Below are 22,247 nucleotides of genomic sequence, written 5' to 3'. Positions count from 1 at the left end.
GCCGGATCATATGATCCGGCCCGCTTTGCTGTGTCCGCTTGTCTGCGCCCCGAGGCTCGAAATCGTTAGACTCACATCGTTCGACGCCCCGATCGGCGGGGTAGCAGCAGCCCCGGCCAGAGAAGGAGCGAAGTTTGGCATCTGAGTCCGCAGCAGCGAAGACCAGTGCGCGCGTGCACAGCATCGGCGGCATGGCGTTGACCGAGCTTTGGGAGAGATTCTCCTTCTACGGACTTCAGAGCATCCTGTCCTTCTATTTGCTCTACGAGCTCGATCAGGGCGGACTCGCACTCAGCCCCGCGGCCTCGGCGGGCATCGTCGGCGCCTACGGGGGAGCGGTCTACATCGCCCAGCGCATCGGAGCGTGGCTCGGCGAGCGCGTCCTGAGCCCGAAGCGGCTTGTGCTCATCGGCGGCATCGTCATCGCGTTCGGCCACATCGGCCTGGCCGTCGTGGCCGGACTGCCGGGGCTTGCCGTCGGCCTCGTCCTCATCATCCTCGGCACCGGCGCACTCAAGACGAACATCACATCCATCGTCGGCTTCATCCTCGAAGACGAGACCCTGGCCAGACGAGACGCGGGATTCTCCTATTTTTACATGGCCATCAACACCGGTTCCGTCATCGGACCGCTCGCGACGGGCTTCGTACAGGAGGAATGGGGCTTCCACCCGGGGTTCGCGCTTGCGGCAGTCGGCATGATCGCCGCCGTGATCCAGTACGTCTTCTCCTCCCGCCGCCTGCCCAAGAGGGCCGACCAGGTCACGCGGCCGCTCTCGCCGCGGGGTGCGCGCACCGCCGTCGTCCTCACCGCGGCTGCCATCGCAGTCGTCGGCATCGCCGCATGGAGCGGACTGCTGCGCGCGGAGATGCTCTCGACTGTCGCTACGGTCGTCGCCGTCGTCGCTGCTGCGGCGTATTTCGCCGTCATGCTCACGTCGAAGAAGGTCACTGCGACCGAGAAGCGCCGCGTCGCGTCCTTCATTCCCCTGTTCTTCGTCTCCGGCCTGTACTTCGGCTTCCTGTTCCAGAAGTTCACCGCCGTGTCGATCCTCATCCAGGAGAGAGTGGACCGCAGCCTCGGCGACTGGTCCTTCCCCGTCGGATGGGTCTCGATGTTCAGCCCGCTGGCCGCGGTCAACTTTCTGACTCTGGCGCTCGGCTCGTCGCTGTCCGGTCTGCTCGGGCAGCTCTACGCCGCGATTCCGAACAGCGCCTACTTCGTCATCATCGGCGCCTCGGCGGTCCTCGTCGGCGTGTGCCTGCTGCTCGTGCGCAGGCCCCTACAGAGGAGCCTCTACGCCGGCCTGAGCTGACCGGCTCTGCACACGAGCCGCCGCTCAGGTGAGTTCGAAAACTCACCTGAGCGGCGCCTCGTCATATGGGGAAGCTCAGCCCCGCAGGGGCTGCGGCGCTGCCGTCAGTGGCTGAGGTCTGAGCCTGCGGTTTCCTTCATGGTGGAAATCGTGATGCACGAGACGATCAGCAGGAACACCGAGTATCCGGCGAAGATCCAGGGGTTGCCAACGGCGGCGAGAACCATGCCGGCGGTACCGCCGAACGCTGCAATGGCCACGGCGTAGGGGATGCCGAAGCCCGCGGTGCGCTGGGCGGTGGGGAACATTTCGGCGTAGGTGGCCGGGGCGTGCGAAAGGAATCCCGCCAGCAGGATCAGCTGCGTGCACACTGCTGCGACCAGCAGCGGGAACGATCCGGTGGCGATGATGCCGATGGCGGGGAAGTACAGAAGTGCACTTCCGCCCAGGCCGATGAGCATAGTGGGTTTGCGGCCCCACTTGTCAGACACCCAGCCCCATACCGGAAGTGCGAAGCAGAAGACGATATTGCCGATCAGGCCGGCAACGAAGCCCTGCTGTTCCGTGAAGCCGAACGACTTGTGCGAAATAGATGCGATGGTGACTGACCAGATGTAGTACGAAACCGTCAGACCGGCGGTCATGCCGATGACACGCAGGCCGATGGGCCAGTTCTTGAACACTTCGATGAAGACGTTCTTTGACAGCTCTGGTTTGGGCTGTTCCTGTGCTTTCCTGCGCTGCTCTTCGAAGATTTCGGATTCTTCCATGTGGCGACGGATCCACAGCGCCACAAGTCCGAGCACGGCGCCCAGGGCGAACGGGATTCGCCACCCCCATGCGCTCATGGCCTCCGGTGACAGTGTTGCCTGCAGGGTCAGGCCGAGAGCCAGGCCGATAAGCTGGCCGCAGGTGCCGGACACGTAGATGCTGGAGGAGTACAGGCCCCTGTGCTCACGAGGTGCCTGTTCGGCAAGGTAGGTCTGTGCGGCTGGGAGCTCACCGCCGTGGGCGAGACCCTGAATGAGCCGGGCCACAAGGAGCAGTGCTGAGGATAGCCAACCCACCGATTCATAGGTCGGGCAGATCGCGATGAGCAGTGAGCCGCCGGATGCGGCGACGACTGACAGGGTGAGTGCGTGTTTGCGGCCGATTCGGTCGCCGATCCAGCCGAAGACAACACCGCCGAATGGCCGGGCGACGAAGCCGACGGCGAAGACCGCCATAGTCTCCAGGAACGCTGACTGCGGGTTGTCGCTGTTGAACAGCTGGCTGGACAGGTATACGGCGAAGCTGGCGTAGACGTTCCAGTCGTACCATTCGAGCGCGTTTCCAACACTCGTGCCGATGATGGTTTTGGCGTTTGTATGCGGACGTGCTGTTGCTGATGTTGGTGGTGTGCTCACGGGCACCTACTTCGAATCGTGTTTTTTGATGTGAGCCAGACTACGCCCATTGAAAGGTGCTGACGGGCAGTTTCTGTCATTTTTCTGTAGGCGGTTAGACTGGACTGCTGACACCTACACGCACTGGAGGACCACGCGGTGACTTTTCTTGAGGGGCTGAGAGGCCCTGATGACCTGCGGGAACTCAGCGACGCAGAATGTGACGTTCTGGCCAAAGAGATCCGCGACGAACTGATTTCGAAAGTCTCAGCCGTCGGCGGACATCTGGGTCCCAACCTCGGCGTTGTCGAACTGACCATGGCGATTCACCGCGTGTTCAAGTCCCCGCGTGACACCGTGCTGTTCGATGTGGGCCACCAGTCCTACGTCCACAAACTTCTCACCGGCAGACTCGCCGGCTTCGACACGCTGCGCCAGTGGGGCGGCATGTCCGGCTACCCCTCGCGGGAAGAAAGCCCGCACGACGTCATCGAGAACTCGCACGCTTCGGCCGCGCTGTCATGGGCTGACGGCATCGCCAAGGCGAATCAGCTGCGCGGCAAGAACGACCGCCATGTCGTCACCGTCGTCGGCGATGGTGCGCTGACGGGCGGTCTGGCGTGGGAAGCGCTCAATACAATCGCAGCGGACGAATCGACCCCACCGCGCAAAATGGTCATCGTCGTCAACGACAACGGCCGCTCCTACGCGCCGACCGTCGGCGGCTTCGCAACGCACCTCGATTCCCTGCGCACTTCGTCGAGCTACGAAAAGATCCTGTCCTGGGGCAAGGAACGCCTGCAGGAGGGCGGGATCCCCGGCCGCTACGCCTATTCGGCCATGCACGGTATGAAAAAGGGTCTGAAGGACATGGTGACGACGCCGTCACCGCAGGCCGGCATGTTCGACGAACTGGGGATCAAGTACATCGGCCCGGTGGACGGGCATGACCTCGAAGCCCTCCAGCGGGCGCTGACTCTGGCCAAACAGTACGATGCCGGTCCCGTCATCGTGCACGCGCTCACCCAGAAGGGTCACGGCTACGCTCCGGCGTATAACGACGACGCGGACCAGTTCCACGCCGTCGGCGTCATTGACCCTTCAACGGGCAAGGCCAAGCCGACAGTCGGCACCTCGTGGACCGAGGTGTTCGGCAAGGAAATCGTTGAGATCGCGCGCAAGCGCGACGACATCGTGGCAATCACCGCCGCCATGCTGCAGCCGGTTGGACTGAAAGAATTCGCAGACGAATTCCCCGACCGCGTTTTCGACGTCGGCATTGCCGAACAGCATGCAGTGGCCTCGGCCGCCGGTCTGTCCTTCGGGGGGCTGCACCCCGTGGTCTGCCTGTACGCAACCTTCCTCAACCGCGCCTTCGACCAGGTGCTCATGGACGTTGCACTCCACAAACAGGGTGTGACTTTCGTCCTTGACCGCGCCGGCGTGACAGGCCCGGACGGAGCAAGCCACCACGGCGTGTGGGACATGGCGATGCTGCGGATCGTCCCAGGACTGCAGCTGGCAGCCCCGCGTGACGCCACACGACTGGTTGAAGAACTGCGCGAAGCCGTCGAAGTGGAAGACGCCCCGACGGTCGTGCGTTTCTCCCGCGGCAAAGTCGGCCGTGAATTCGAAGCGCTGCGCCGCACAGAAGACGGCGTTGACGTGTTGGCCGACGTGCCTGAGGACTGCAGTGAAGACGTTCTCATCGTGTCGGTTGGGGCTCTTGCCGACCGAGCCCTGGCTGTGCGTGACGAACTCGCCTCCCGCGGCATCGGCGCCATGGTCGTCGACCCCCGGTGGGTGCTGCCGGTCCCGCAGTCCGTCATCGAACGCGGCGCTGAGTTCAGCCTCGTCGCTGTGATCGAAGACGGCATCAAGATCGGCGGCATCGGATCGCAGATCCGACAGGAGCTGCGCGAAGACCGTTCGCGCACGGGCGTTGTCGAACTCGGCGTGCCGGATGAATTTCTGCCGCAGGGAACGCGCGAAGAAGTCCTGTCCTATGCCGGCATGGATGTTTCGGACATGGTCGACGACATTCTGCGCATGCTTCCCGGTGCTGAGCGTCACCTGCGCGAAGCTCGCTGACTCAGCCGGCTGACCAGCAGAGGCAGGAGACTGCAGCCTGCAGCCGGCCGGCACTCAGGCGCGCACGCCGCGATGCTGATCGATCACCCGGCACAGCAGCGGTGCAGCCTCGGCAATCTGCCATTCGCGCGCACCGCGCTCCCGCAGGAAGTCTTCGACAGCATCGACATCGGCCGGGTGGTCGCCGTCAAGGGCAGCCCGCGATGCCAGTTCCCGCACCAAAGCCGGAGTGATGAGAAGGTCGTGCGGCACATCGAGCTCTTCTGCCCGCGCGTTCACGGCACTCTTCATGTGCGTCAGGATGTCCTTTGCCGCGTCCCGCTGTTGCCTGGTCAGCCGCGGTGTTGACTTCTGCGGATCGCGCACCGTGGGCATCATGTCCTCTGGCAGGCGGTTACAGGCCTGCACGGCGCTGAAGAGCTCACGGGCATCCGCGGGTGTCGGGCGGCCTCGACCGGGAAGTCGCAGCAGCTCTTTGGAAGATCTCAGCTGTGTTCCCGCTGCCTGCACCATAGCTCGGTCCGCGATGATGCGACCGGGAGCGACATCGCGCTCTTCGGCGATATCGTCGCGCACCGCCCACATGGCGCGCACACGCCCCAGACCGCGGCGATTCTTGATTGCACCCAGACCGTGCACGCGCCGCCAGGGCTCCGGGTACACCTTCGGGGTGAACAGTGCAGCGTGTGCGAACTCCTGCTGAGCGATTTCCCACTTGTCGGCTTCACGCAGCTTCTGTTCGAGAATGTCGCGCAGTTCAATGAGCAGTTCGACGTCAAGAGCGGCGTAGGCCAGCCAGTCGTGGGGGAGTGGACGCTGCGACCAGTCGACGTAGGAGTGCTCCTTTGCCAGGCGAACTCCCAGGTGGGCGCCGATGAGTGAAGCCAGTCCGAATTTCGGTTCACCCAGCAGGCGTGCCGCGATTTCGGTGTCGAAGACGCGGGTGGGAACCATGCCGGCTTCAGCCAGACAGGGCAGGTCTTGGCTCGAAGCGTGCAGAATCCATTCGGCATCCTGCATTGCGCGGCCAACCGGTTCGAGACTGTCAAAGGCTTCCGGGTCCAGCAGGAGGATCCCCGTTCCTGCGCGCTTGAGCTGTATGAGGAAGGCGCGGCTGCCGTAGCGGATGCCCGAGGCGCGTTCGGCATCGACGGCTACGGGGCCAGTTCCGGCCTCCAAAGCAGCAACCGCGTCGGCGAGCGCTTTCGGGGTGCTGATGACCTCCGGCACGCCGCCGGCGGGTTCGTCGAGGAGTGGAAGGTTGGGGTCGACGTCAGATGAGCTCATCGCCTGCGTCCCGGGAAGGGACTGACTCCTTCGGGCATGGGTGGAAGGCCCGCCACGGTCATGATGAGCTCGACCCACGCTTCAACGTGTTCGGAAATGTCTGCGGGATCCTCAAGCACTGGGGTCCACGATGCACGCAGCTCAAGGTCGACGGTCGTCGGTCGCTGCGCGAGGGTTCCGAAGCTTTCGGATATGACTTTCGTGGTTGTGCCGCCGACGGCGGTCACATTGCAGTCGCGCCCGTCCAGGGCGTCTGTCAGCCACGTCCACGCAACGTGGCCGAGCATCGGCTCGGCGGCCAGTTCGTCTTCGAGTTCGGCACGGATATAGGACACGACCCTGAACGGCCCCTGCCATTCTTCCGGTGCTGCCGGGTCGTAGAGGACGACGATTCTGCCGGTTGCGAGGTCGTCAACGGCGTCGTCTTCGAGGAACGTGCCCTCGGCTGTGACCTGGGCGGAGAAAGCGACGGCCCACGGTGCCAGCCGGCCGGGTGCGGCGATTTCTTCGATCCTCACCTGCGGGGTCGACTGCACGGCCCGGAGAGCCTCGGCGAGTGTCGCGAAGGCCTTGGGCGTGCGATTGATGGGAACAGGCTGGACCACGCCCTCAACGGTAGACAGCGCGGCGAGGCAGGCGAAGCTCCCACGCCGGGCGGATGGAATACTCGGGGGTCGAAGTGCCTTGAACCGTCGGAAGGAGTACACAGTGTCTGTTGAACCGGAAGACTTCAAAAGCGCTTTCGCCGATCACCCGGCCGGAGTGTGCATCATCACCGCAGACAGCGGTGACGGTCCGTTCGGGCTGACGGCATCGTCGGTGGCCAGCGTGTCGCTCGACCCGCCTTCACTCCTGTTCTCCGTCACGAAGGCCAGGGGAGCGGCCGGTCATGTTCTCGACGCTCCGCGCTTTGCCGTCAACATGCTCCACGCGGGGCATTCGGAGCTTGCCGTTCAGTTCGCCATGCCCGGCGGGGAGCGCTTTTCGGCCCGCCAGAACTGGACGTATATGGATGATGGGGTCCCGGTGCTCGATGACGCGCACTCCGTGTTTGTGTGTTCCCACTACGGCAGGCTGCCGGTTGGGGAATCGACGGTGGTCGTGGGAGAAGTGGAAGACATCGTGCGCAGGCCACAGGGCATTCCCATGGTCTATCACCAACGCCGCTTCCACGACCTCGGCAAACTCCTGTGACGAGGTGCCGGTCACACCTTCGCGGTATGACCGTGACCGGTGTCCCGGATGGGCTCAGCATCTGAGACGATAGGGGCATGGCTACAACTTTCGAGCGGGCGGCAACCGGCCGTCCTGTATCGCGCACACCCGTCTGGTTTATGCGGCAGGCAGGCAGGTCTCTGCCGGAGTACCTCAAACTGCGTGAGGGCACCTCGATGCTGGAGTCGTGCCGCCGCCCAGACATGGTCGCCGAAATCACGATGCAGCCGGTCCGCCGTCACGGCGTTGACGCTGCGATCTTCTTTTCCGACATTGTCGTTCCGCTGCAGGCGGCTGGTGTTGGCGTGGAGATCAAACCCGGTGTTGGACCGGTCATGGATCAGCCCATCCGTCGGGCTGAGGACATTGACGCCCTGCCGGAGCTGACTCCGGATGACATTCCCGACATTGTCGAATCGGTGCGCGGAATTGTTGAGCAGCTTCCCGAAGACACTCCGCTCATCGGCTTTGCCGGCGCACCGTTTACGCTGGCCAGCTACCTCATTGAGGGCGGTCCGTCGAAGAATCACGAAAAGACGAAAGCCATGATGGTCGGCGCTCCTGAACTGTTCGACCGTCTGCTGAGCAAGCTCGACGTCATGTCGGAGCTGTTCATCCGCACGCAGGTTGAAGCGGGCGCGAGTGCCTTCCAGGTGTTCGACTCCTGGGCGGGCTACCTGTGTGAGGAAGACTACCGTCGTTATATTCTGCCGCACACGCAGCGTCTTTTCTCCGGCCTTTCTGATCTGGATGTTCCCAGCATTCACTTCGGTGTGCAGACCGGTGAGCTGCTGACCGCTATGTCGGAGGCCGGTTCGACCGCCGTCGGCGTTGACTTCCGCGTTGACCTGGCCGAGGGCATTAAGCGAATCCAGCCTCACCAGGCCGTGCAGGGCAACCTGGATCCCGCGATGCTGTTCGCCCCCTGGGAGGCTCTGCAGGAGCGGATCGAGTCGATTGTCCGCAAGGGCCTTGAAGCTCCCGGCTTTGTGTTCAACCTGGGTCACGGCGTGCTGCCGAACACCGATCCCGAGGTGCCGGGCCGGGTTGTTCGGGAAGTCCACCGGATCTCGGAACAGGTTCTGGCTGAAAAGGCATGACCGGACGCCGCGCTGTCGTCATTGGGGCCGGGATCTCCGGCCTGACCGCCGCCTATGAGTATCTGCAGTACTCGCCGGGCAGTTCTGTCACGGTGTACGAGGCGTCTTACCGCTTGGGCGGTCTGCTGAAGTCCTCGACACTGGGCGGGGCTGTTGAGTCGGCAGACGTCGGTGCCGAGGCGAGCCTCTATGTGCGGCCGGAAACCCGGGGCCTTGCCGAGGCCCTCGGCCTGGAAGCCGTCTATCCCTCCCGCGAGCACTCTTCGCAGCTGTTTGTGGGCGGTCGGATGCAGGCTATGCCCAAAGGCACCCTCATGGGCGTGCCGGGGGATCCCCGCGCGCTTGATGGAATCCTGAGCGCCGATGAGATCGCCAGGGCTGAAGCCGAACAGCTGACCCCCGCCGGTGCTGACGATGTGTCGGTCGGCGATTTCATTGCCTCCCGCCTGGGTGATGCGGTTGTCGACAAAGTGCTCGACCCACTCATCGGCGGCGTGTATTCGGGTCGCTGCCGCGACCTGTCGATGCAGGCGACCGTCCCGGCGCTGCTGCAGGCACACCGCGAGGGCACCTCGGTGCTTGAGACCGTCAGGGACGCGCTTGCCGCCCGCACCGCCACCTCGGGAGCGAATGTTCCCGGAACCCAGAAGAAGTCCGCACCGCCTGTGTTCATGACTCTGCGCGGCGGGATCAGCGCTCTGATCACGGCACTTGCCGAAGATGTGCGCAGTCGTGGCGGGCAGATCAATACGGGTGCACAGGCTGTGTCCGCGAACAGAGCAGACGACGGCTGGCAGGTGCTGTTCGCCGATGGCGAGCAGGTGCGCGCCGACGATCTCATCATTGCCGTGCCCGCTTACGCGGCAGCTGAGATTCTGCGCGCAGAGGCACCTCGGGCCGCGCAGCTGCTGGCGGAGGTTCCCTACGCCAGTTCGGCTGTCATCACGGCGGTCATCGACCTGGTTGAGCCCCTAAACGGCAGCGGGTTCCTCATCCCGCCTACGGAAGACCGCTTCATCAAGGCCTCCACCTACGCGTCAAACAAATGGCCGTGGCTGGACGACGTCCTGCCTGAAGGCCGTGCGGTTGTGCGCATGAGTGTGGGCCGCTTCGGCGATGCCCCCGATGTATGGGAGCAGTTGGACGATGACGAACTTGCCAGCCGCGCGTGGGCGGACTGGCTCGACATCACCGGCAGGAACGACACCGCTGAGCACCTCGAAGTCCAGCGGTGGCAGGACAGTCTGCCTCAATTCACCCCGGGACACTTTGACCGCGTGGCGGACATCGACCGCGCGACATCTGAGATCCCCGGCCTGGCGCTGGTCGGAAACGTGTACGAAGGTGTAGGACTGCCGGCGTGCATATCCCGAGCGCAGAACGAAATCCATCGCATGAGCGAGAAAGGCTGATAATGCGCGAATATCAAGAACCCTCACAGGAACAGATCGACCAGGCCAACGACGAAATCCGCTACCTCGGCTATTCCGTCTTCGCCGCCAGCGGTGACCTCCCCGAGGGTGACCGCCAGCAGCTTGCCGGTGAGGTCCTTGAGCAGCTGGACGAACTCAAAGCGGAAGGCCTGACCGTCCGCGGAACCTACGACGTTTCGGCACTGCGCGCTGACGCCGACATCATGTTCTGGTGGATCGCACCGAAGGTCGAAACCCTCCAGAAGGCCTACTCGATTGTTCGCCGCTCAACACTCGGCGCGATCCTCGAACCCGTGTGGTCGGTTGTCGGTCTGCACCGCCCCGCAGAGTTCAACCGCCGTCACATCCCAGCGTTCATGACGGACGAAACACCGCTGGACTACCTGTGCGTGTACCCGTTCGTGCGCAGCTACGACTGGTACATCCTCAAAGCCGAAGACCGTTCGAAGATGCTGCGCGACCACGGTATGGCAGCTGCGGGCTACAAGGACATCAAAGCGCACACGGTGTCGTCGTTCGCTCTGGGCGACTACGAATTCCTGCTGGGCTTCGAAGCCGACCAGCTGCACCGTCTGGTCGACATGATGCGCGACCTGCGCGCCACCGAGGCTCGCCTGCACGTGCGCGAAGAAATTCCGTTCTACACGGGACCGCGCCGCGAACTGGCTGACATCATCGCCGACTGGCGCTGATCCCCGTTGACCCCAAGCAGCGCCAAGCGCTGACCGAATGACTGTGGCCGCCGGATACTCCGGCGGCCACAGTCATTCCCACAGCCCAACCCGGCCCCAGCACCGGAGGCCAGCCAGAACCAGGTGAGCTCCGCCTCGTCAGTCCTCCACGAGTTCCAGACAGATGGAGTTGATGCAGTACCGCGCATCGGTCGGGGTCGGAAAGCCCTCACCGTAGAAGACGTGGCCCAGGTGGCTGTCGCAGGCGGCACACCGCACCTCGGTGCGGACCATTCCCATTGATTCGTCGCGGATGTAGCGCACGCGGTCTTCAGCCAGCGGTGCATAGAACGCCGGCCAGCCGCACTGGGCATTAAACTTCGTATCCGAGGTGAACAGCTCCGCCCCGCACGCCCGGCACAGATAGCGGCCTTCGCGGAACACCCCGTCGTACTCACCGGTGAACGGCCGTTCCGTTCCACCCTGGCGAAGCACAGCGAACTCCTCCGGGGAGAGAATCTCCTGCCAATCCTGTTCTGTTCTGTTTGCTGCGTCAGCCATGTCAGCTCCTGTTCTTTGTGCGCCGGTGATGACTCAACTGTAGAAAACTGTGTTCGGCGCGAAGAATTCCGGCCACGTTGGCACACCGGCGTCAGCCGACCCTAAACTGTTCTGCAGGAGGTAACCAGGTGGCACAGCCTATCCAGTCCAAGACAGCACGAGCCCTGGCAGCGGGGCTCGGCATCGGCATCGGGATCGGTGCTCTTGTCTCGATTGCCTCTTCCGGGCTTGCCGTCTACTTCGCACGGAAAGTCGTCACACCCGGAAAAGCCAAAAACGATGTGCGGATCCTACACGTCGAGGGTTTCGACGACGACATGATCATCCACCTGGAAGCAACGCCGGACACTCTGGTTCCCGGAACATACGGCCTGTACTTCGGCAACGGCACCGACGAAGGCTTCGCCCGCATCGGCGATCTCATTGAATACGACCCCGTTTCCGCAACCGTCAGCCGGAAAGTCGACACAGTGCTGCGCGGGGACATCCGTCACGCTTCCGTGGGTCGGTGGACGGGAACCGTCCACATGGGGCCAGAAGACCTCTACCTTCCGTGCGAAAACATCGTCATCAGCTCTGATGTTGGGGCGCTGCCGTCGTGGTTCCTGCCGACCACCGCGGCACAGCCGTCAGACACGTGGGCCATCCTGGTCCACGGCCGAGGCGGAACTCGCCGGGAAACGCTGCGTGCGGCTGCCGTTCTTGACCGGGTGGGGATTCCGTCAATCGCCATGTCCTATCGCAACGACCCGGAAGCTGAACGCCACCAGACATACGGCCTGGGGGATACCGAATGGCTTGACGTTGACCGTGCAATTGACTTCGCCCTGGCCAACGGGGCGCGCAGGATCGTGCTGTTCGGATGGTCGATGGGTGCCGCAATTGCGTTCCAGACCGCATCCCGGGGCCGTCACGCAGACAGCATCGTCGCCATGGTGCTCGACGGACCCGTGGTCGACTGGTATGACGTTCTGGACCACCAGGCCCGGCTCAACCTGCTGCCCACCCCGATTGCCAGGCTGACGCTGCAGATGATCACCCAGCCGTGGGCGCGCAGACTCACCGGTCTGGAAACGCCTTTGGACCTTGACCGCATGGACTGGGTCAAGCGCGCGGCCGACCTGAGAGTCCCCACACTGCTCATACACTCCGAAGATGACGAATTCGTGCCGGTGGGGCCGTCGCGTGCGCTCGCCGGCTTCCGTCGGGACCTCGTGACAATGCCGCGCTACACAAAAGCGCGGCACACTAAGGAATGGAATGTGGATCGGCTCGCGTGGGAAGACGACGTGGCGCGTTTCCTACGCAGTCTGGAAACCCAGGCGCAGCATGAGGGTGCTGTCGCCTTCGACGGCTGACAACAGGCGCAGGTCGGCGGGGCCGTCCAGTTCGACCTGACCGAGGATGCCCGGCCCATCGCCGCCCACCAGCAGCGGGCTGGTGGTCACGCACATTTCATCAATGGCGCCCGCGGCTGCCCATGCGCCCAGCAGAGACGGGCCGCCTTCACACAGGGCGCGCTTGAATCCGCGCTGGGCCAGTGCCGTCAGCACTGTGTGCGGGTCAGCGGTGTCAACGCGGATGACTTCGTCAAGACTGCTGCGCAGCCGCTGCAGAACCTCGGCATCCTCAGTTGTTGTGAACACGATGATGCGGCCGCTGCCGGCAGAGACCAGGTGTTCGATGTCGAGGTTCCCTGAGCCGGTGATGATCGCCAGCACCGGGGCTGGTTCCTGTCCGCGGGCCTGCCGGGCTTCAGCAAAGCGCTGACGCGCGGGCAGACGCGTGTAGCCCTCTTCGCGGACAGTGGACGCACCGACGATGACAACATCGGCCAGGGAGCGCAGGACGGCAAAGACGCGTTTGTCGGAGGGGCTGGAGATGGTTCCTGACAGTCCGTCCGCGCCTGCGATCTTGCCGTCGAGGCTTTGCACCATGTTCGACTGTACGCGTGGGCGATCCGATGGAATCGCGGTCGAATCGTAGAGTTCGGTCAGGACTTCTTCCTGCGGGTCGGGTGCGAGGTCGACAGGCGAGGGGAAGATCTGCTGCAAGTGCTGTGAGGCGGCCACGAACAGACTCTTAACGTGCGAGGAAGTCAGCGCTGCCCATGGCGATCATGGGGTTCTTGTCGGGGTCGAGTGCCTTGAGGATGGTCCCCATGTTTTCGCGGTCGACGGTCACGCAGCCGTGGGTGCTGTTTCCGTGGTCGACGTGCAGCCAGATGCCGCCGCCGGGGGCTTTGCCCTGCGGGCGGGTGCGGTCGGTGGGCGGAACCCCCGTTTTGCGGTTGTAGTCGATTGCGAGCACGTAGTCGTAGACCTGCGTGTAGTCGTCTCCGTAGACGGCTTCCGCGCTGCCGCGCAGACTCTTGTCCTGTGTGTAGGGCATCTTCGTGCCCGGGTCGGGCAGGTAGCCGCCGGCATCAGTGAGCGTGAAGACTCCCGCCGGGGTCGACAGGTCGCCTTCTTTGCGCTTTTCCTTCCACCCGGCTTCGCCGTTGTGTCCGGTAAACGACAGCTTCTGCTGCCAGCCGCCATCAGTGCGTTCATACAGGGTTGTCGTGACGGCGGTGTCTTTGTTCTTCGGACTTGAAGACACGATCACCTGTTGGGTGTCCTGGGGAATCTGGGCGGCCGTTTTGGGGCCCAGCTGGGGGATTGAGGTGTGGACTTCGCTGCTGTCACCGCCGCGGATGTGCAGAACGGGTGCGGAAAAATCGCCGGGTGTGCGCAGGGTGGGCGCGGTGAGCTGATCACCTTCGGCGATCGCCGGGGTCGACTGGTTGGCGGCTGCTACAGCCAGTGCAAGCGCACCGGCAAGAACACCGGCCGCTGGAATTATCCACCACGGCTTCGCGGATGGCGAGTTCGATCGCGCGTTGTCCATGCAGCCCAGTATCTCATTCCGAACGTGCAAGACGGTGGACCGGGCGTGTCTGCAGTAGGTGCGCGGTTCTGCCGAAAGCCTGCCGTACGGCAGTGTCGGCTAGACTGCACCGCATGAGCAAACCGTCCGACGCCGGTTCCAACGGCACACCGTCCAACGGCAGCCCAGGCTTTTCATCCGAAAACAGCTCTGGGGCCGGGAGCCTGCACCGAGAGATCTTCGACAGCGAGGTCGATGGCGATTCGACTCGCCAAATGAGCCTGGACGAAATCAGCGAAATCGGTCGGCAGCGCTCTTCCGAAGCAGAGCGATTCACACCGCCTCCACCGCCGGCAGCACCGCCTCGGTCCGGTTCGTCCGCGCCGTCAGCCCCACCGGTTTCGCCAGAGCGGCCTGCCATCCGCGCGCAGTCGGACGTTGACGCTTTTCCGCCTCCTCCCGTGCCTCCGACAGCTCCGACTGTAGGTGCCCAACAGGTGCACCACGGGGCACCGCAGGCAGCTGGGCAGATGAGTCCGCAGGCGGGTTACGCGGGTTATGCGCCGGCCGGCCACGCACCGGCGGGTTATGCGGCTGCCGGTTACGCAACAGCCGCGCCGCCCCAGGGGCCTTACCAGGACGCGCAGCAGCAAGAAGAGCCCAAGAAGAAAAAGTCGAATCTTCCGTGGGCCGCTATCGCCTTCACCACCGTGCTGGCGCTGTTCCTCGTCGGCGGTGGCCTGTACATCTTCTTTGACATGCGGTCCTCTGATGACCAAGTCGAAACAACTGCACCGCCGGAGGTGGGCGGCGCGTCGTCTGAAGCGCAACCCGAAGAGAGCGAACCAGCCGAAAGCACCCCGACCTTCGATGCTTCGGATGCGAAGGCGTTCATCACCCCGTCGGGCAATATCTCGTGCGTCATCTACAAGGACCGTGCGCGCTGCACCGTCTACAGCTTCGACTATTCGCCCGGTGAAAAACCGGAGAACTGCTCTGACGATGTTGAGTGGGGAAGCGTTGCGGAAGTGACCAAGAAGGCTTCCGGCTTTTCGTGCAAGAACGTGGGCGAAGGTCCAAGCCCGGAAGAGCTGGGCTACGGCAAAACCATCAAGGCCCACGGTTTTGAGTGCTCATCGCAGAAAGACGGTGTGCGCTGCAAGGGACCGGGCGGCAGCTTCCACGTGCGCAAGGCAGAGTTCAAGTTCGACTGACACGGGTCTGTCTCAAACACTAAGACAGTAATTCGAGACCCGACGGGGCGAGAGTAGGGTCACAGTATGCGTCTGCTTCTCCTTAGCTGCCGCGGCGAGTCCTGAACAAGGCCGACCCTCGTCGCGGAGTCAGTGCTGTTCGGTCGCCTGAAGACCACCCAAGGAGATCACATGACGAATCTGCAGAAGCCAAGCCCCATGCCGTTCACGAAGTACAAGTCGTTCTTCGACCGCATTGACCTTGACATGTCCGACCGCACGTGGCCGGACCAGCGTCTGACCCGCGCCCCGCGCTGGCTCTCGACCGATCTGCGTGACGGAAACCAGGCTCTCATCGACCCCATGACGGTCGAACGCAAAATCAAGATGTTCGAACTGCTGGTGAAGATCGGCTTCAAGGAAATCGAAGTCGGATTCCCCTCAGCCAGCCAGCCGGACTTCGACTTTGTCCGCCACATCATCGAAAAGGACATGATCCCGGATGATGTGCGCATCTCGGTTCTGACCCAGGCGCGCGAAGACCTCATTGAGCGCACCGCCGAATCGCTCATCGGCGCGGACAAGGCCACCATCCACATGTACAACGCGACGGCCCCGGTGTTCCGCTCGGTCGTCTTCGGCTTTGACGGCGACGGCCGCGCACAGACGAAGGACATTGCGCTGCGCGGAACCCAGGCCGTTATGAAGGCAGCCGAATCCGTCCTGCCGAACACCGATTTCGGTTACCAGTACTCGCCGGAGATCTTCGTCGACACGGAACCCGATTTCGCTCTTGACGTCGTCGCGGGAGTGCTCGACATGTGGCAGCCGGAAGAGGGCCGCGACACTGTCGTCAACCTGCCGGCCACTGTTGAGCGCGGCACCCCGAACACCTACGCCGACCAGATCGAATGGTTCTGCCGCCACATTCCGCACCGCGATCAGGTTGCGGTGTCGCTGCACCCGCACAACGACCGCGGCACGGGCGTCGCAGCGGCAGAGCTGGGACTCATGGCCGGTGCCGACCGCATTGAAGGGTGCCTGTTCGGCAACGGGGAGCGCACCGGCAACCTCGACCTCGTGACGGTTGCCATGAACCTGTACACGCAGGGTGTTGACCCGGAACTGGACTTCTCCGACATCAACGAAGTCATCCAGACGGTTGAGCACTGCAACCAGATCGGCGTGCACGAACGCCACCCCTACGGCGGTGACCTCGTGTTCACCTCGTTCTCCGGTTCCCACCAGGACGCCATCAACAAGGCCTTTGCCGAACGTGAGCGTCGGGCGCGTGAAACGAGCACCCCGATCGACCTCATGGAATGGGACATGCCGTACCTGCCGGTCGACCCGAAAGACCTCGGCCGCAGCTACGAGGCGATCATCCGCGTCAATTCGCAGTCGGGCAAGGGTGGGGTCACGTACCTGCTCAAGACCGAATACGGGCTGGATCTTCCGCGCCGCATGCAGGTGGAGTTCTCCAAGGTCATCAAGAACGTCACCGCGGGTGGTGGGGAACTGTCCGCCGAGGCCATCTGGTCTGCCTTCAGCGACGAGTACCTGCCGACCGACAACGCGTGGGGCCGCTTCCGCATCACGGGCCTGCGCACTGAATCGCTGGGCGATGACGAGGCCGGCCGCCACGCCGAAAAGGTCGAGGTGGCACTCAGCATCGACGGTCAGGACCGGGAATTCGAGGGGCAGGGGACCGGACCACTCAACGCCCTGGTCAACATCCTCAATGACAACTTCGACCTCGACATGCGCGTACAGGACTACTCCGAACACGCGGTCGGCGCGGGTGCGGACGTCGAGGCCGCCGCCTACGTCGAAGTCATGATCGGCGACCGTGTCATGTGGGGTGCGGGCATGCACCCGAACATCGCGAAGGCTTCGCTCAAGGCCGTCATTTCGGCTGTCAACCGCTACCTGCGGGACAACAGCGACGACTGACCCCAAAGAACGAGACAAGCTCACGAGGCGGTGCCGACGCACCGCCTCGTGGCGTGTGGGGGACAATGGACAGGTGAGGAAATATCGTGACGCGGGTGTTGTCCTGGGCACCCATAAGCTCGGCGAAGCCGACCGGATCGTCACGATCCTCACGCGCGGCAACGGGGTAGTCCGCGCCGTTGCGAAGGGGGTTCGCAGAACTTCGAGCCGCTTCGGTTCGCGTTTGGAACCGCTCATGATGATCGACCTGCAGGCCAACCGCGGCAGAAACCTCGATGTTGTCACTCAGGTGGAGCTCATTGAGCCCTTCGCCCAAGGGCTCATCTCCGACTACGACTACTACACTGCGGGTTCCGTGATGGCAGAAACCGCTCTGCGGTTGACGGAAGACGATCCGCACACGGAAGACCAGTTTCTTCTGCTGGTTGCCGCTCTGCGCTCTATGTGTCGGCGCGAACATCCTGCGCGTTCGTCGCTTGACGCCTATTTGATTCGGGCGATGTCGCTGGCCGGTTGGGCGCCGAGTCTCATCGACTGTGCCCGCTGCGGGGCTCCCGGTCCGCAGCGCGCGTTCTCCCTTGAAGCAGGAGGTGCCGTATGCCGGGCATGCAGGCGGGGAGGGGAGCACCTCCCCGGGCCCGATGCGTTGGCATACCTGCACAGGATCAGCACGGCAGACTGGCCTGAGCCGGGCACGGTTGCCGACTATGACGTGCAGGCGGCATCAAAAGTGGTGACCGCTTTTGTGCAGTGGCACTTGGAGAGGCGTGTGAAATCGCTGGCGCTGTTGGAGCGCTGAACGGCTGTCCTGCCATAATGGCGGCGTGAAGCATCAGCCGATTCCCCCGCACCCGCAGGGCGCCCAGCCGCCGGCGATCCCGTCGAAGTTCATTCCAAAGCACATCGCCGTTGTCATGGACGGCAACGGCCGGTGGGCGAATGAGCGCGGTCTGCCGCGCACAGAAGGCCACAAAGCCGGCGAGGCCTCGCTGATGGAGGTCATCTACGGCAGCCTGGAAATGGGCGTCGAGGTGCTGTCTGCTTATGCATTTTCGACGGAGAACTGGAAGCGCTCCCCTGAAGAGGTGCGCTTCCTCATGGGCTTCAACCGCGATGTCATTCGACGCAGGGTTGATGAACTCGATGCCCTGGGTGTGCGCATGGTGTGGTCGGGCAGGGAAGGCCGTCTGTGGCGCTCGGTCATCAAGGAACTTGAGGTTGCGCGTGAGCGCACGAAGAACAACACCCGCATGACCCTGCAGTTCTGCGTCAACTACGGTGGGCGGGCTGAAATCCTCGATGCGGTCAACGAGATCACGCGGGAGGTCGCTCAGGGCAAGCTCAAGCCCGGCAAAGTGACCGCGAAGTCAATGGCTGCACGGCTCTACGCACCGGACCTTCCCGATGTCGATCTGTTCCTGCGCTCTTCCGGTGAGCAGCGCACCTCGAACTTCCTGCTGTGGCAGTCGGCCTATGCCGAACTGGTCTTCCAGGACGTCCTGTGGCCGGATGTCGACCGGACCACGCTGTGGAGGGCGATCGAAGAGTATGCCAGCCGCGACCGGCGTTTCGGCGGAGCCGTCGACAAGGTTGCCGGCAAGCGCTGAGAAGACAGAAGAAGCGGGCCCGAAACTGGTCTCGGGCCCGCTTTGCTGTTAAGCGTGAACGCTGACCGGTTCAGCCGGGACTCCGCTCTCAGCGGCGGCGGTCACCGCCGCGCTTGTCATTGCGGAAACCACGGCCGCCGCGCTTGAACGGACGGTCGGAGCCGGCTTTGCGGTCTTTGCGCTTAAACGGGCGGCCGGGGCGGCCGGTATCAACGCGGATGTCGATGCGCTTGCCCTGAATCTTGGTGTTCTTCAGGCGGTCGAGAACCGCCGGGTCGAGGTCTTCCGGCAGGTCGATCAGCGAGTGGTTTGATCGGATGTTGATGTGGCCGATCTGCTTGTTCGTGATGCCGCCCTCGTTGGCGATGGCGCCGACGATCGCACCGGGGTTGACGCGCTCGTTGCGGCCGACTGCGATGCGGTAGGTGGTCATGCCCTCTGCGGTGCGGGCGCGTTCATTGCGGTCGGGGCGCGCCTTCGGTTCGGGCAGCGGTTCCGGTTTCAGGGTTGAGGTGCCCAACACGAGTGCCGCCAGTGCCGCAGCGATGTCGGCAGCTGGGACATCGTGTTCGAGTTCGTAGGCGTCGATGACGGGACGCAGCTCCGACAGGTCGGTTGAGGCGAGTGCCTCGGAGATCTGCTCCTTGAACTTCTGGGTGCGGGAATCTGCGAGTTCGTCGACCGTCGGCATGGTCAGCGGCTCAACCTTCTGGCGGGTGGCCTTTTCAATTGAACGCAGCATGCGCTGTTCGCGCGGGGTCACGAAGAGGATCGCCTCACCGGTGCGTCCGGCGCGGCCCGTCCGGCCGATGCGGTGGACGTAGGACTCCGTGTCCAGCGGAATGTCGTAGTTGACCACGAGCGAAATCCGCTCGACGTCAAGACCGCGGGCAGCAACGTCGGTGGCGACCAGAATGTCGATCGAACCGGAGCGCAGCGCCTCGACTGTGCGTTCGCGGGCCTGCTGGGGAATGTCGCCGTTGATGGCGGCGGCACGCATGCCGCGGGCCCGCAGCTTTTCCGACAGTTCTTCTGTTGCCTGCTTGGTGCGGACGAACATGATGATGCCGTCGGCTTCCTCGACTTCGAGAATGCGGGTCAGCGCGTCGAGCTTGTTGGAGTGCATGACCGTCAGGAAGCGCTGGCGGATGTTCGCACCGGTTGCGGTGGCCTGCTTGATGCGGACCTCTGCCGGGTCTTCCAGGTACTGCCCGGTGATCCGGTGGATGGACGACGGCATGGTCGCGGAGAACAGCGCCACCTGGCGGGCGGAGCCGGATGCGGCGAAGATCTCTTCGATGTCCTCCTGGAAGCCCATCTTGAGCATTTCGTCTGCTTCATCGAGCACCATGTGACGCAGGTTCTGCAGTTTGAGCGAACCGCGCTTGAGATGGTCGATGACGCGGCCGGGCGTTCCGACGACAACCTGAGCGCCGCGCTTAAGGCCGGCCAGCTGCGGGGAGTAGGACTGTCCGCCGTAGATCGGCAGAACCGAGAAGTCGGGCAGATTCGCCGCGAAGCTCGTGAGTGCTTCGGCCACCTGGATCGCCAGTTCCCGGGTGGGAGTGAGGATGAGCGCGAACGGGCCGTCGTCGGCACGTCCGGCATCAGCCAGGTGAGTCAGCATCGGCAGGGCGAACGCGGCGGTCTTGCCGGTTCCCGTCTGGGCCAGGCCGATGACGTCACGGCCTTCCAGCAGCAGCGGGATGGTCTGCGCCTGAATGGGCGAGGGGGATTCGAAGCCGAGATCCGAGATCGCGGCGAGAACGGAGGGGTGGAGGTCGAATTCGGAGAACTGCGGGCTGTCTTGCTGCGCGGTGCCTGCCGAGGTGTTTTCTGCGTGGTTTTCTGCGCTGTCCATGGGACTCGTTTCTGTGCGTGTGCACGCTTGATCGCTGAGAACTGAATTGGCGATCTGCCCGTTCTAGGCCGGTGTGCACTCATAAACGCACGGAAAGCCCAGAGAGATTAAGCGCCGAGTGCGCAGAAGATGCTGCGCTGCCTGTCGGCGCACACGGTTTGGGTGCAGGTTCAAGTCTAAGCCACACCCGTGCCCGCCGCGTCGCCAATGACCGTGAGTTCGGTAACCTTATGGAGGCTGCGCAATCGCAGCGACCCCGTACCGGCAGCGAACCGGCTGCACAACGCATCAAGGAGCATCTGTGGCATCGACTCTGGATTCCGTCATCACCCTGGCCAAGCGGCGAGGCTTCGTCTTCCAGGCCGGAGAGATCTACGGGGGGTCACGTTCAGCTTGGGACTACGGTCCGCTCGGCGTTGAGCTGAAGGAGAACATCAAGCAGCAGTGGTGGCAGGCCTTCGTGCGCGGTCGGGCTGACATGGTCGGCCTCGACTCGTCGATCATTCTGCCGCGTCAGGTGTGGGAAGCATCCGGCCACGTCGAAACCTTTGTCGACCCGCTCGTGGAGTCCCTGCACACCAACAAGCGCTACCGCGCCGACCACCTCATCGAGGCCTATGTCGCCAAACACGGCAGGGAACCCGAAAACGGTCTGGCTGACATTCGCGACCCGGAAACGGGTCAGGAGGGCAAGTGGACGGAACCGCAGATGTTCTCCGGTCTGGTCAAGACCTACCTGGGTGCTGTTGATGACGGCCAGGGCCTGCACTACCTGCGCCCCGAAACCGCGCAGGGCATCTTTGTGAACTTCGCCAATGTTGTGACTTCCGCGCGCAAGAAGCCGCCGTTCGGCATCGGCCAGATCGGCAAGGCGTTCCGCAACGAGATCACGCCGGGCAACTTCATTTTCCGCACCCGCGAATTCGAGCAGATGGAGATTGAGTTCTTCGTCCACCCCGATGACGCGCAGAAGTTCTTCGAGTCTTGGGTTGAGGACTGCTGGAACTGGTTTGTGGAGCTTGGCATCAACCCGGACAACATGCGCAAGTTCGATGTTCCGGAAGACGAACGCGCACACTACTCCGACGGCACGATCGACCTTGAGTACCGTTTCGGCTTCACCGGCGGTGAATGGGGCGAGCTCATGGGTGTGGCCAACCGAACCGACTACGACCTGGGCCGTCACACGGAGCACTCCAACCAGAAGATGCAGTACTTCGACCAGGCCACGGGTGAGCGCTACACGCCGTACGTGATCGAACCGTCCTTCGGCCTGACGCGCGCGCTCATGGCGTTCCTCGTCGATGCCTACGTCGAAGACGAAGCTCCCAACGCCAAGGGCGGGGTAGACAAACGCACCGTGCTCAAGCTCGACCCCAGGCTCGCGCCGGTCAAGGCTGCTGTTCTGCCGCTGTCGCGCAACGAAAAGCTGTCCCCGCAGGCACGCGAACTGGCTGACAAGCTGCGTCGTCGCTGGAACGTCGAATTCGACGACGCCGGCGCTATCGGTCGCCGCTACCGCCGCAATGACGAGATCGGCACGCCGTTCTGCATCACCTATGACTTCGATTCGCTCGATGACAACGCGGTCACCATCCGCAACCGCGATGACATGAGCCAGGAGCGCGTGGCGCTCGACCAGGTGGAGTCCTACCTGGCCGCTCGCCTGGGCTGCTGACAGTCCTGAACTGACGAGGCGCCGGCCC

The 22,247-nt window shown here is 63.5% G+C and carries 19 protein-coding genes; 12 read left to right on the top strand and 7 right to left on the bottom strand.

Features of this window, described 5'->3' with window-relative positions:
* Positions 1–134 precede the first annotated feature (134 nt).
* Positions 135–1,316 carry a peptide MFS transporter gene (locus tag HMPREF3087_RS00240; RefSeq protein ID WP_256172971.1) on the top strand — a complete coding sequence of 394 codons (1,182 nt, stop codon included), beginning with the start codon at positions 135–137 and terminating at the stop codon, positions 1,314–1,316.
* A 104-nt stretch (positions 1,317–1,420) separates the two neighbouring features.
* On the opposite strand, the gene HMPREF3087_RS00235 is transcribed toward HMPREF3087_RS00240, so the two are convergent.
* A complete protein-coding gene (locus HMPREF3087_RS00235; protein ID WP_070424837.1) occupies positions 1,421–2,722 on the bottom strand; it encodes an MFS transporter in 1,302 nt (433 codons plus the stop codon).
* A gap of 138 nt (positions 2,723–2,860) precedes the next feature.
* On the opposite strand from HMPREF3087_RS00235, the gene dxs reads away from it, so the two are divergent.
* A complete protein-coding gene (dxs, locus tag HMPREF3087_RS00230) occupies positions 2,861–4,792 on the top strand; it encodes a 1-deoxy-D-xylulose-5-phosphate synthase (protein WP_062020902.1) in 1,932 nt (643 codons plus the stop codon).
* Between the two features lie 54 nt (positions 4,793–4,846).
* Here dxs and HMPREF3087_RS00225 read toward each other — a convergent pair whose 3' ends face one another.
* Both HMPREF3087_RS00225 and HMPREF3087_RS00220 read right to left on the bottom strand, forming a co-directional pair.
* The gene (locus HMPREF3087_RS00225) at positions 4,847–6,079 is read right to left on the bottom strand and encodes an HRDC domain-containing protein (RefSeq protein ID WP_070427638.1); all 1,233 of its coding nucleotides are present in this window, start codon (positions 6,077–6,079) and stop codon (positions 4,847–4,849) included.
* A complete protein-coding gene (locus HMPREF3087_RS00220) occupies positions 6,076–6,684 on the bottom strand; it encodes a DUF3000 domain-containing protein (protein WP_019175226.1) in 609 nt (202 codons plus the stop codon). Before HMPREF3087_RS00220 ends, HMPREF3087_RS00225 begins: the two co-directional genes overlap by 4 nt.
* A gap of 103 nt (positions 6,685–6,787) precedes the next feature.
* On the opposite strand from HMPREF3087_RS00220, the gene HMPREF3087_RS00215 reads away from it, so the two are divergent.
* The 4 genes from HMPREF3087_RS00215 to hemQ all read left to right on the top strand — a co-directional run bounded on the left by HMPREF3087_RS00215 (position 6,788) and on the right by hemQ (position 10,519).
* Positions 6,788–7,273 carry a flavin reductase family protein gene (locus HMPREF3087_RS00215; protein ID WP_062020911.1) on the top strand — a complete coding sequence of 162 codons (486 nt, stop codon included), beginning with the start codon at positions 6,788–6,790 and terminating at the stop codon, positions 7,271–7,273.
* A gap of 77 nt (positions 7,274–7,350) precedes the next feature.
* Positions 7,351–8,394, top strand: coding sequence for a uroporphyrinogen decarboxylase (gene hemE, locus HMPREF3087_RS00210; RefSeq protein ID WP_070427637.1), 1,044 nt, complete (start codon positions 7,351–7,353; stop codon positions 8,392–8,394).
* Entirely contained in the window at positions 8,391–9,806 is a 1,416-nt protein-coding gene (hemG, locus tag HMPREF3087_RS00205) for a protoporphyrinogen oxidase (protein ID WP_070427636.1), read from the top strand. Before hemE ends, hemG begins: the two co-directional genes overlap by 4 nt.
* Before the next feature lie 2 nt (positions 9,807–9,808).
* Positions 9,809–10,519: a hydrogen peroxide-dependent heme synthase gene (gene hemQ / locus HMPREF3087_RS00200; RefSeq protein ID WP_061941214.1), complete on the top strand. Its 711-nt coding sequence runs from the start codon at positions 9,809–9,811 to the stop codon at positions 10,517–10,519.
* A 138-nt stretch (positions 10,520–10,657) separates the two neighbouring features.
* On the opposite strand, the gene msrB is transcribed toward hemQ, so the two are convergent.
* Positions 10,658–11,059 carry a peptide-methionine (R)-S-oxide reductase MsrB gene (msrB, locus tag HMPREF3087_RS00195; RefSeq protein WP_070427635.1) on the bottom strand — a complete coding sequence of 134 codons (402 nt, stop codon included), beginning with the start codon at positions 11,057–11,059 and terminating at the stop codon, positions 10,658–10,660.
* Positions 11,060–11,187: 128 nt separating this feature from the next.
* Here msrB and HMPREF3087_RS00190 point away from each other — a divergent pair, with 128 nt between their 5' ends.
* Positions 11,188–12,417, top strand: a complete 1,230-nt coding sequence (locus tag HMPREF3087_RS00190; protein WP_070427634.1) for an alpha/beta hydrolase family protein — start codon at positions 11,188–11,190, stop codon at positions 12,415–12,417.
* Here HMPREF3087_RS00190 and HMPREF3087_RS00185 read toward each other — a convergent pair.
* Both HMPREF3087_RS00185 and HMPREF3087_RS00180 read right to left on the bottom strand, forming a co-directional pair.
* Complete coding sequence (locus HMPREF3087_RS00185) at positions 12,361–13,131, bottom strand: dihydrofolate reductase family protein (RefSeq protein WP_062020920.1); 771 nt, start codon at positions 13,129–13,131, stop codon at positions 12,361–12,363. The genes HMPREF3087_RS00190 and HMPREF3087_RS00185 overlap by 57 nt on opposite strands.
* 10 nt (positions 13,132–13,141) lie before the next feature.
* The gene (locus HMPREF3087_RS00180) at positions 13,142–13,948 is read right to left on the bottom strand and encodes a L,D-transpeptidase family protein (protein ID WP_070427633.1); all 807 of its coding nucleotides are present in this window, start codon (positions 13,946–13,948) and stop codon (positions 13,142–13,144) included.
* 113 nt (positions 13,949–14,061) lie between these two features.
* On the opposite strand from HMPREF3087_RS00180, the gene HMPREF3087_RS00175 reads away from it, so the two are divergent.
* From HMPREF3087_RS00175 to HMPREF3087_RS00160, 4 genes are all read left to right on the top strand, one after another.
* Positions 14,062–15,141 carry a DUF6636 domain-containing protein gene (locus HMPREF3087_RS00175; RefSeq protein WP_070427632.1) on the top strand — a complete coding sequence of 360 codons (1,080 nt, stop codon included), beginning with the start codon at positions 14,062–14,064 and terminating at the stop codon, positions 15,139–15,141.
* A gap of 171 nt (positions 15,142–15,312) precedes the next feature.
* Positions 15,313–17,073 carry a 2-isopropylmalate synthase gene (gene leuA, locus HMPREF3087_RS00170; RefSeq protein ID WP_070427631.1) on the top strand — a complete coding sequence of 587 codons (1,761 nt, stop codon included), beginning with the start codon at positions 15,313–15,315 and terminating at the stop codon, positions 17,071–17,073.
* A gap of 73 nt (positions 17,074–17,146) precedes the next feature.
* Positions 17,147–17,872 carry a DNA repair protein RecO gene (gene recO / locus HMPREF3087_RS00165; protein ID WP_061941201.1) on the top strand — a complete coding sequence of 242 codons (726 nt, stop codon included), beginning with the start codon at positions 17,147–17,149 and terminating at the stop codon, positions 17,870–17,872.
* A 25-nt stretch (positions 17,873–17,897) separates the two neighbouring features.
* The gene (locus tag HMPREF3087_RS00160; RefSeq protein WP_070427630.1) at positions 17,898–18,680 is read left to right on the top strand and encodes an isoprenyl transferase; all 783 of its coding nucleotides are present in this window, start codon (positions 17,898–17,900) and stop codon (positions 18,678–18,680) included.
* 88 nt (positions 18,681–18,768) lie between these two features.
* Here HMPREF3087_RS00160 and HMPREF3087_RS00155 read toward each other — a convergent pair whose 3' ends face one another.
* Entirely contained in the window at positions 18,769–20,541 is a 1,773-nt protein-coding gene (locus tag HMPREF3087_RS00155) for a DEAD/DEAH box helicase (RefSeq protein WP_070427629.1), read from the bottom strand.
* 301 nt (positions 20,542–20,842) lie between these two features.
* Between HMPREF3087_RS00155 and HMPREF3087_RS00150 the strand changes: the two genes are divergently transcribed.
* Positions 20,843–22,219, top strand: coding sequence for a glycine--tRNA ligase (locus HMPREF3087_RS00150; protein ID WP_070427628.1), 1,377 nt, complete (start codon positions 20,843–20,845; stop codon positions 22,217–22,219).
* Positions 22,220–22,247: the final 28 nt, after the last annotated feature.

The organism is Brevibacterium sp. HMSC22B09 (assembly GCF_001806795.1).
In the GTDB taxonomy this organism is placed as follows: domain Bacteria; phylum Actinomycetota; class Actinomycetes; order Actinomycetales; family Brevibacteriaceae; genus Brevibacterium; species Brevibacterium ravenspurgense.
The sequence above is the reverse complement of the archived record's forward strand: the minus strand, read 5'-3'. Positions and strand labels throughout refer to the sequence as shown.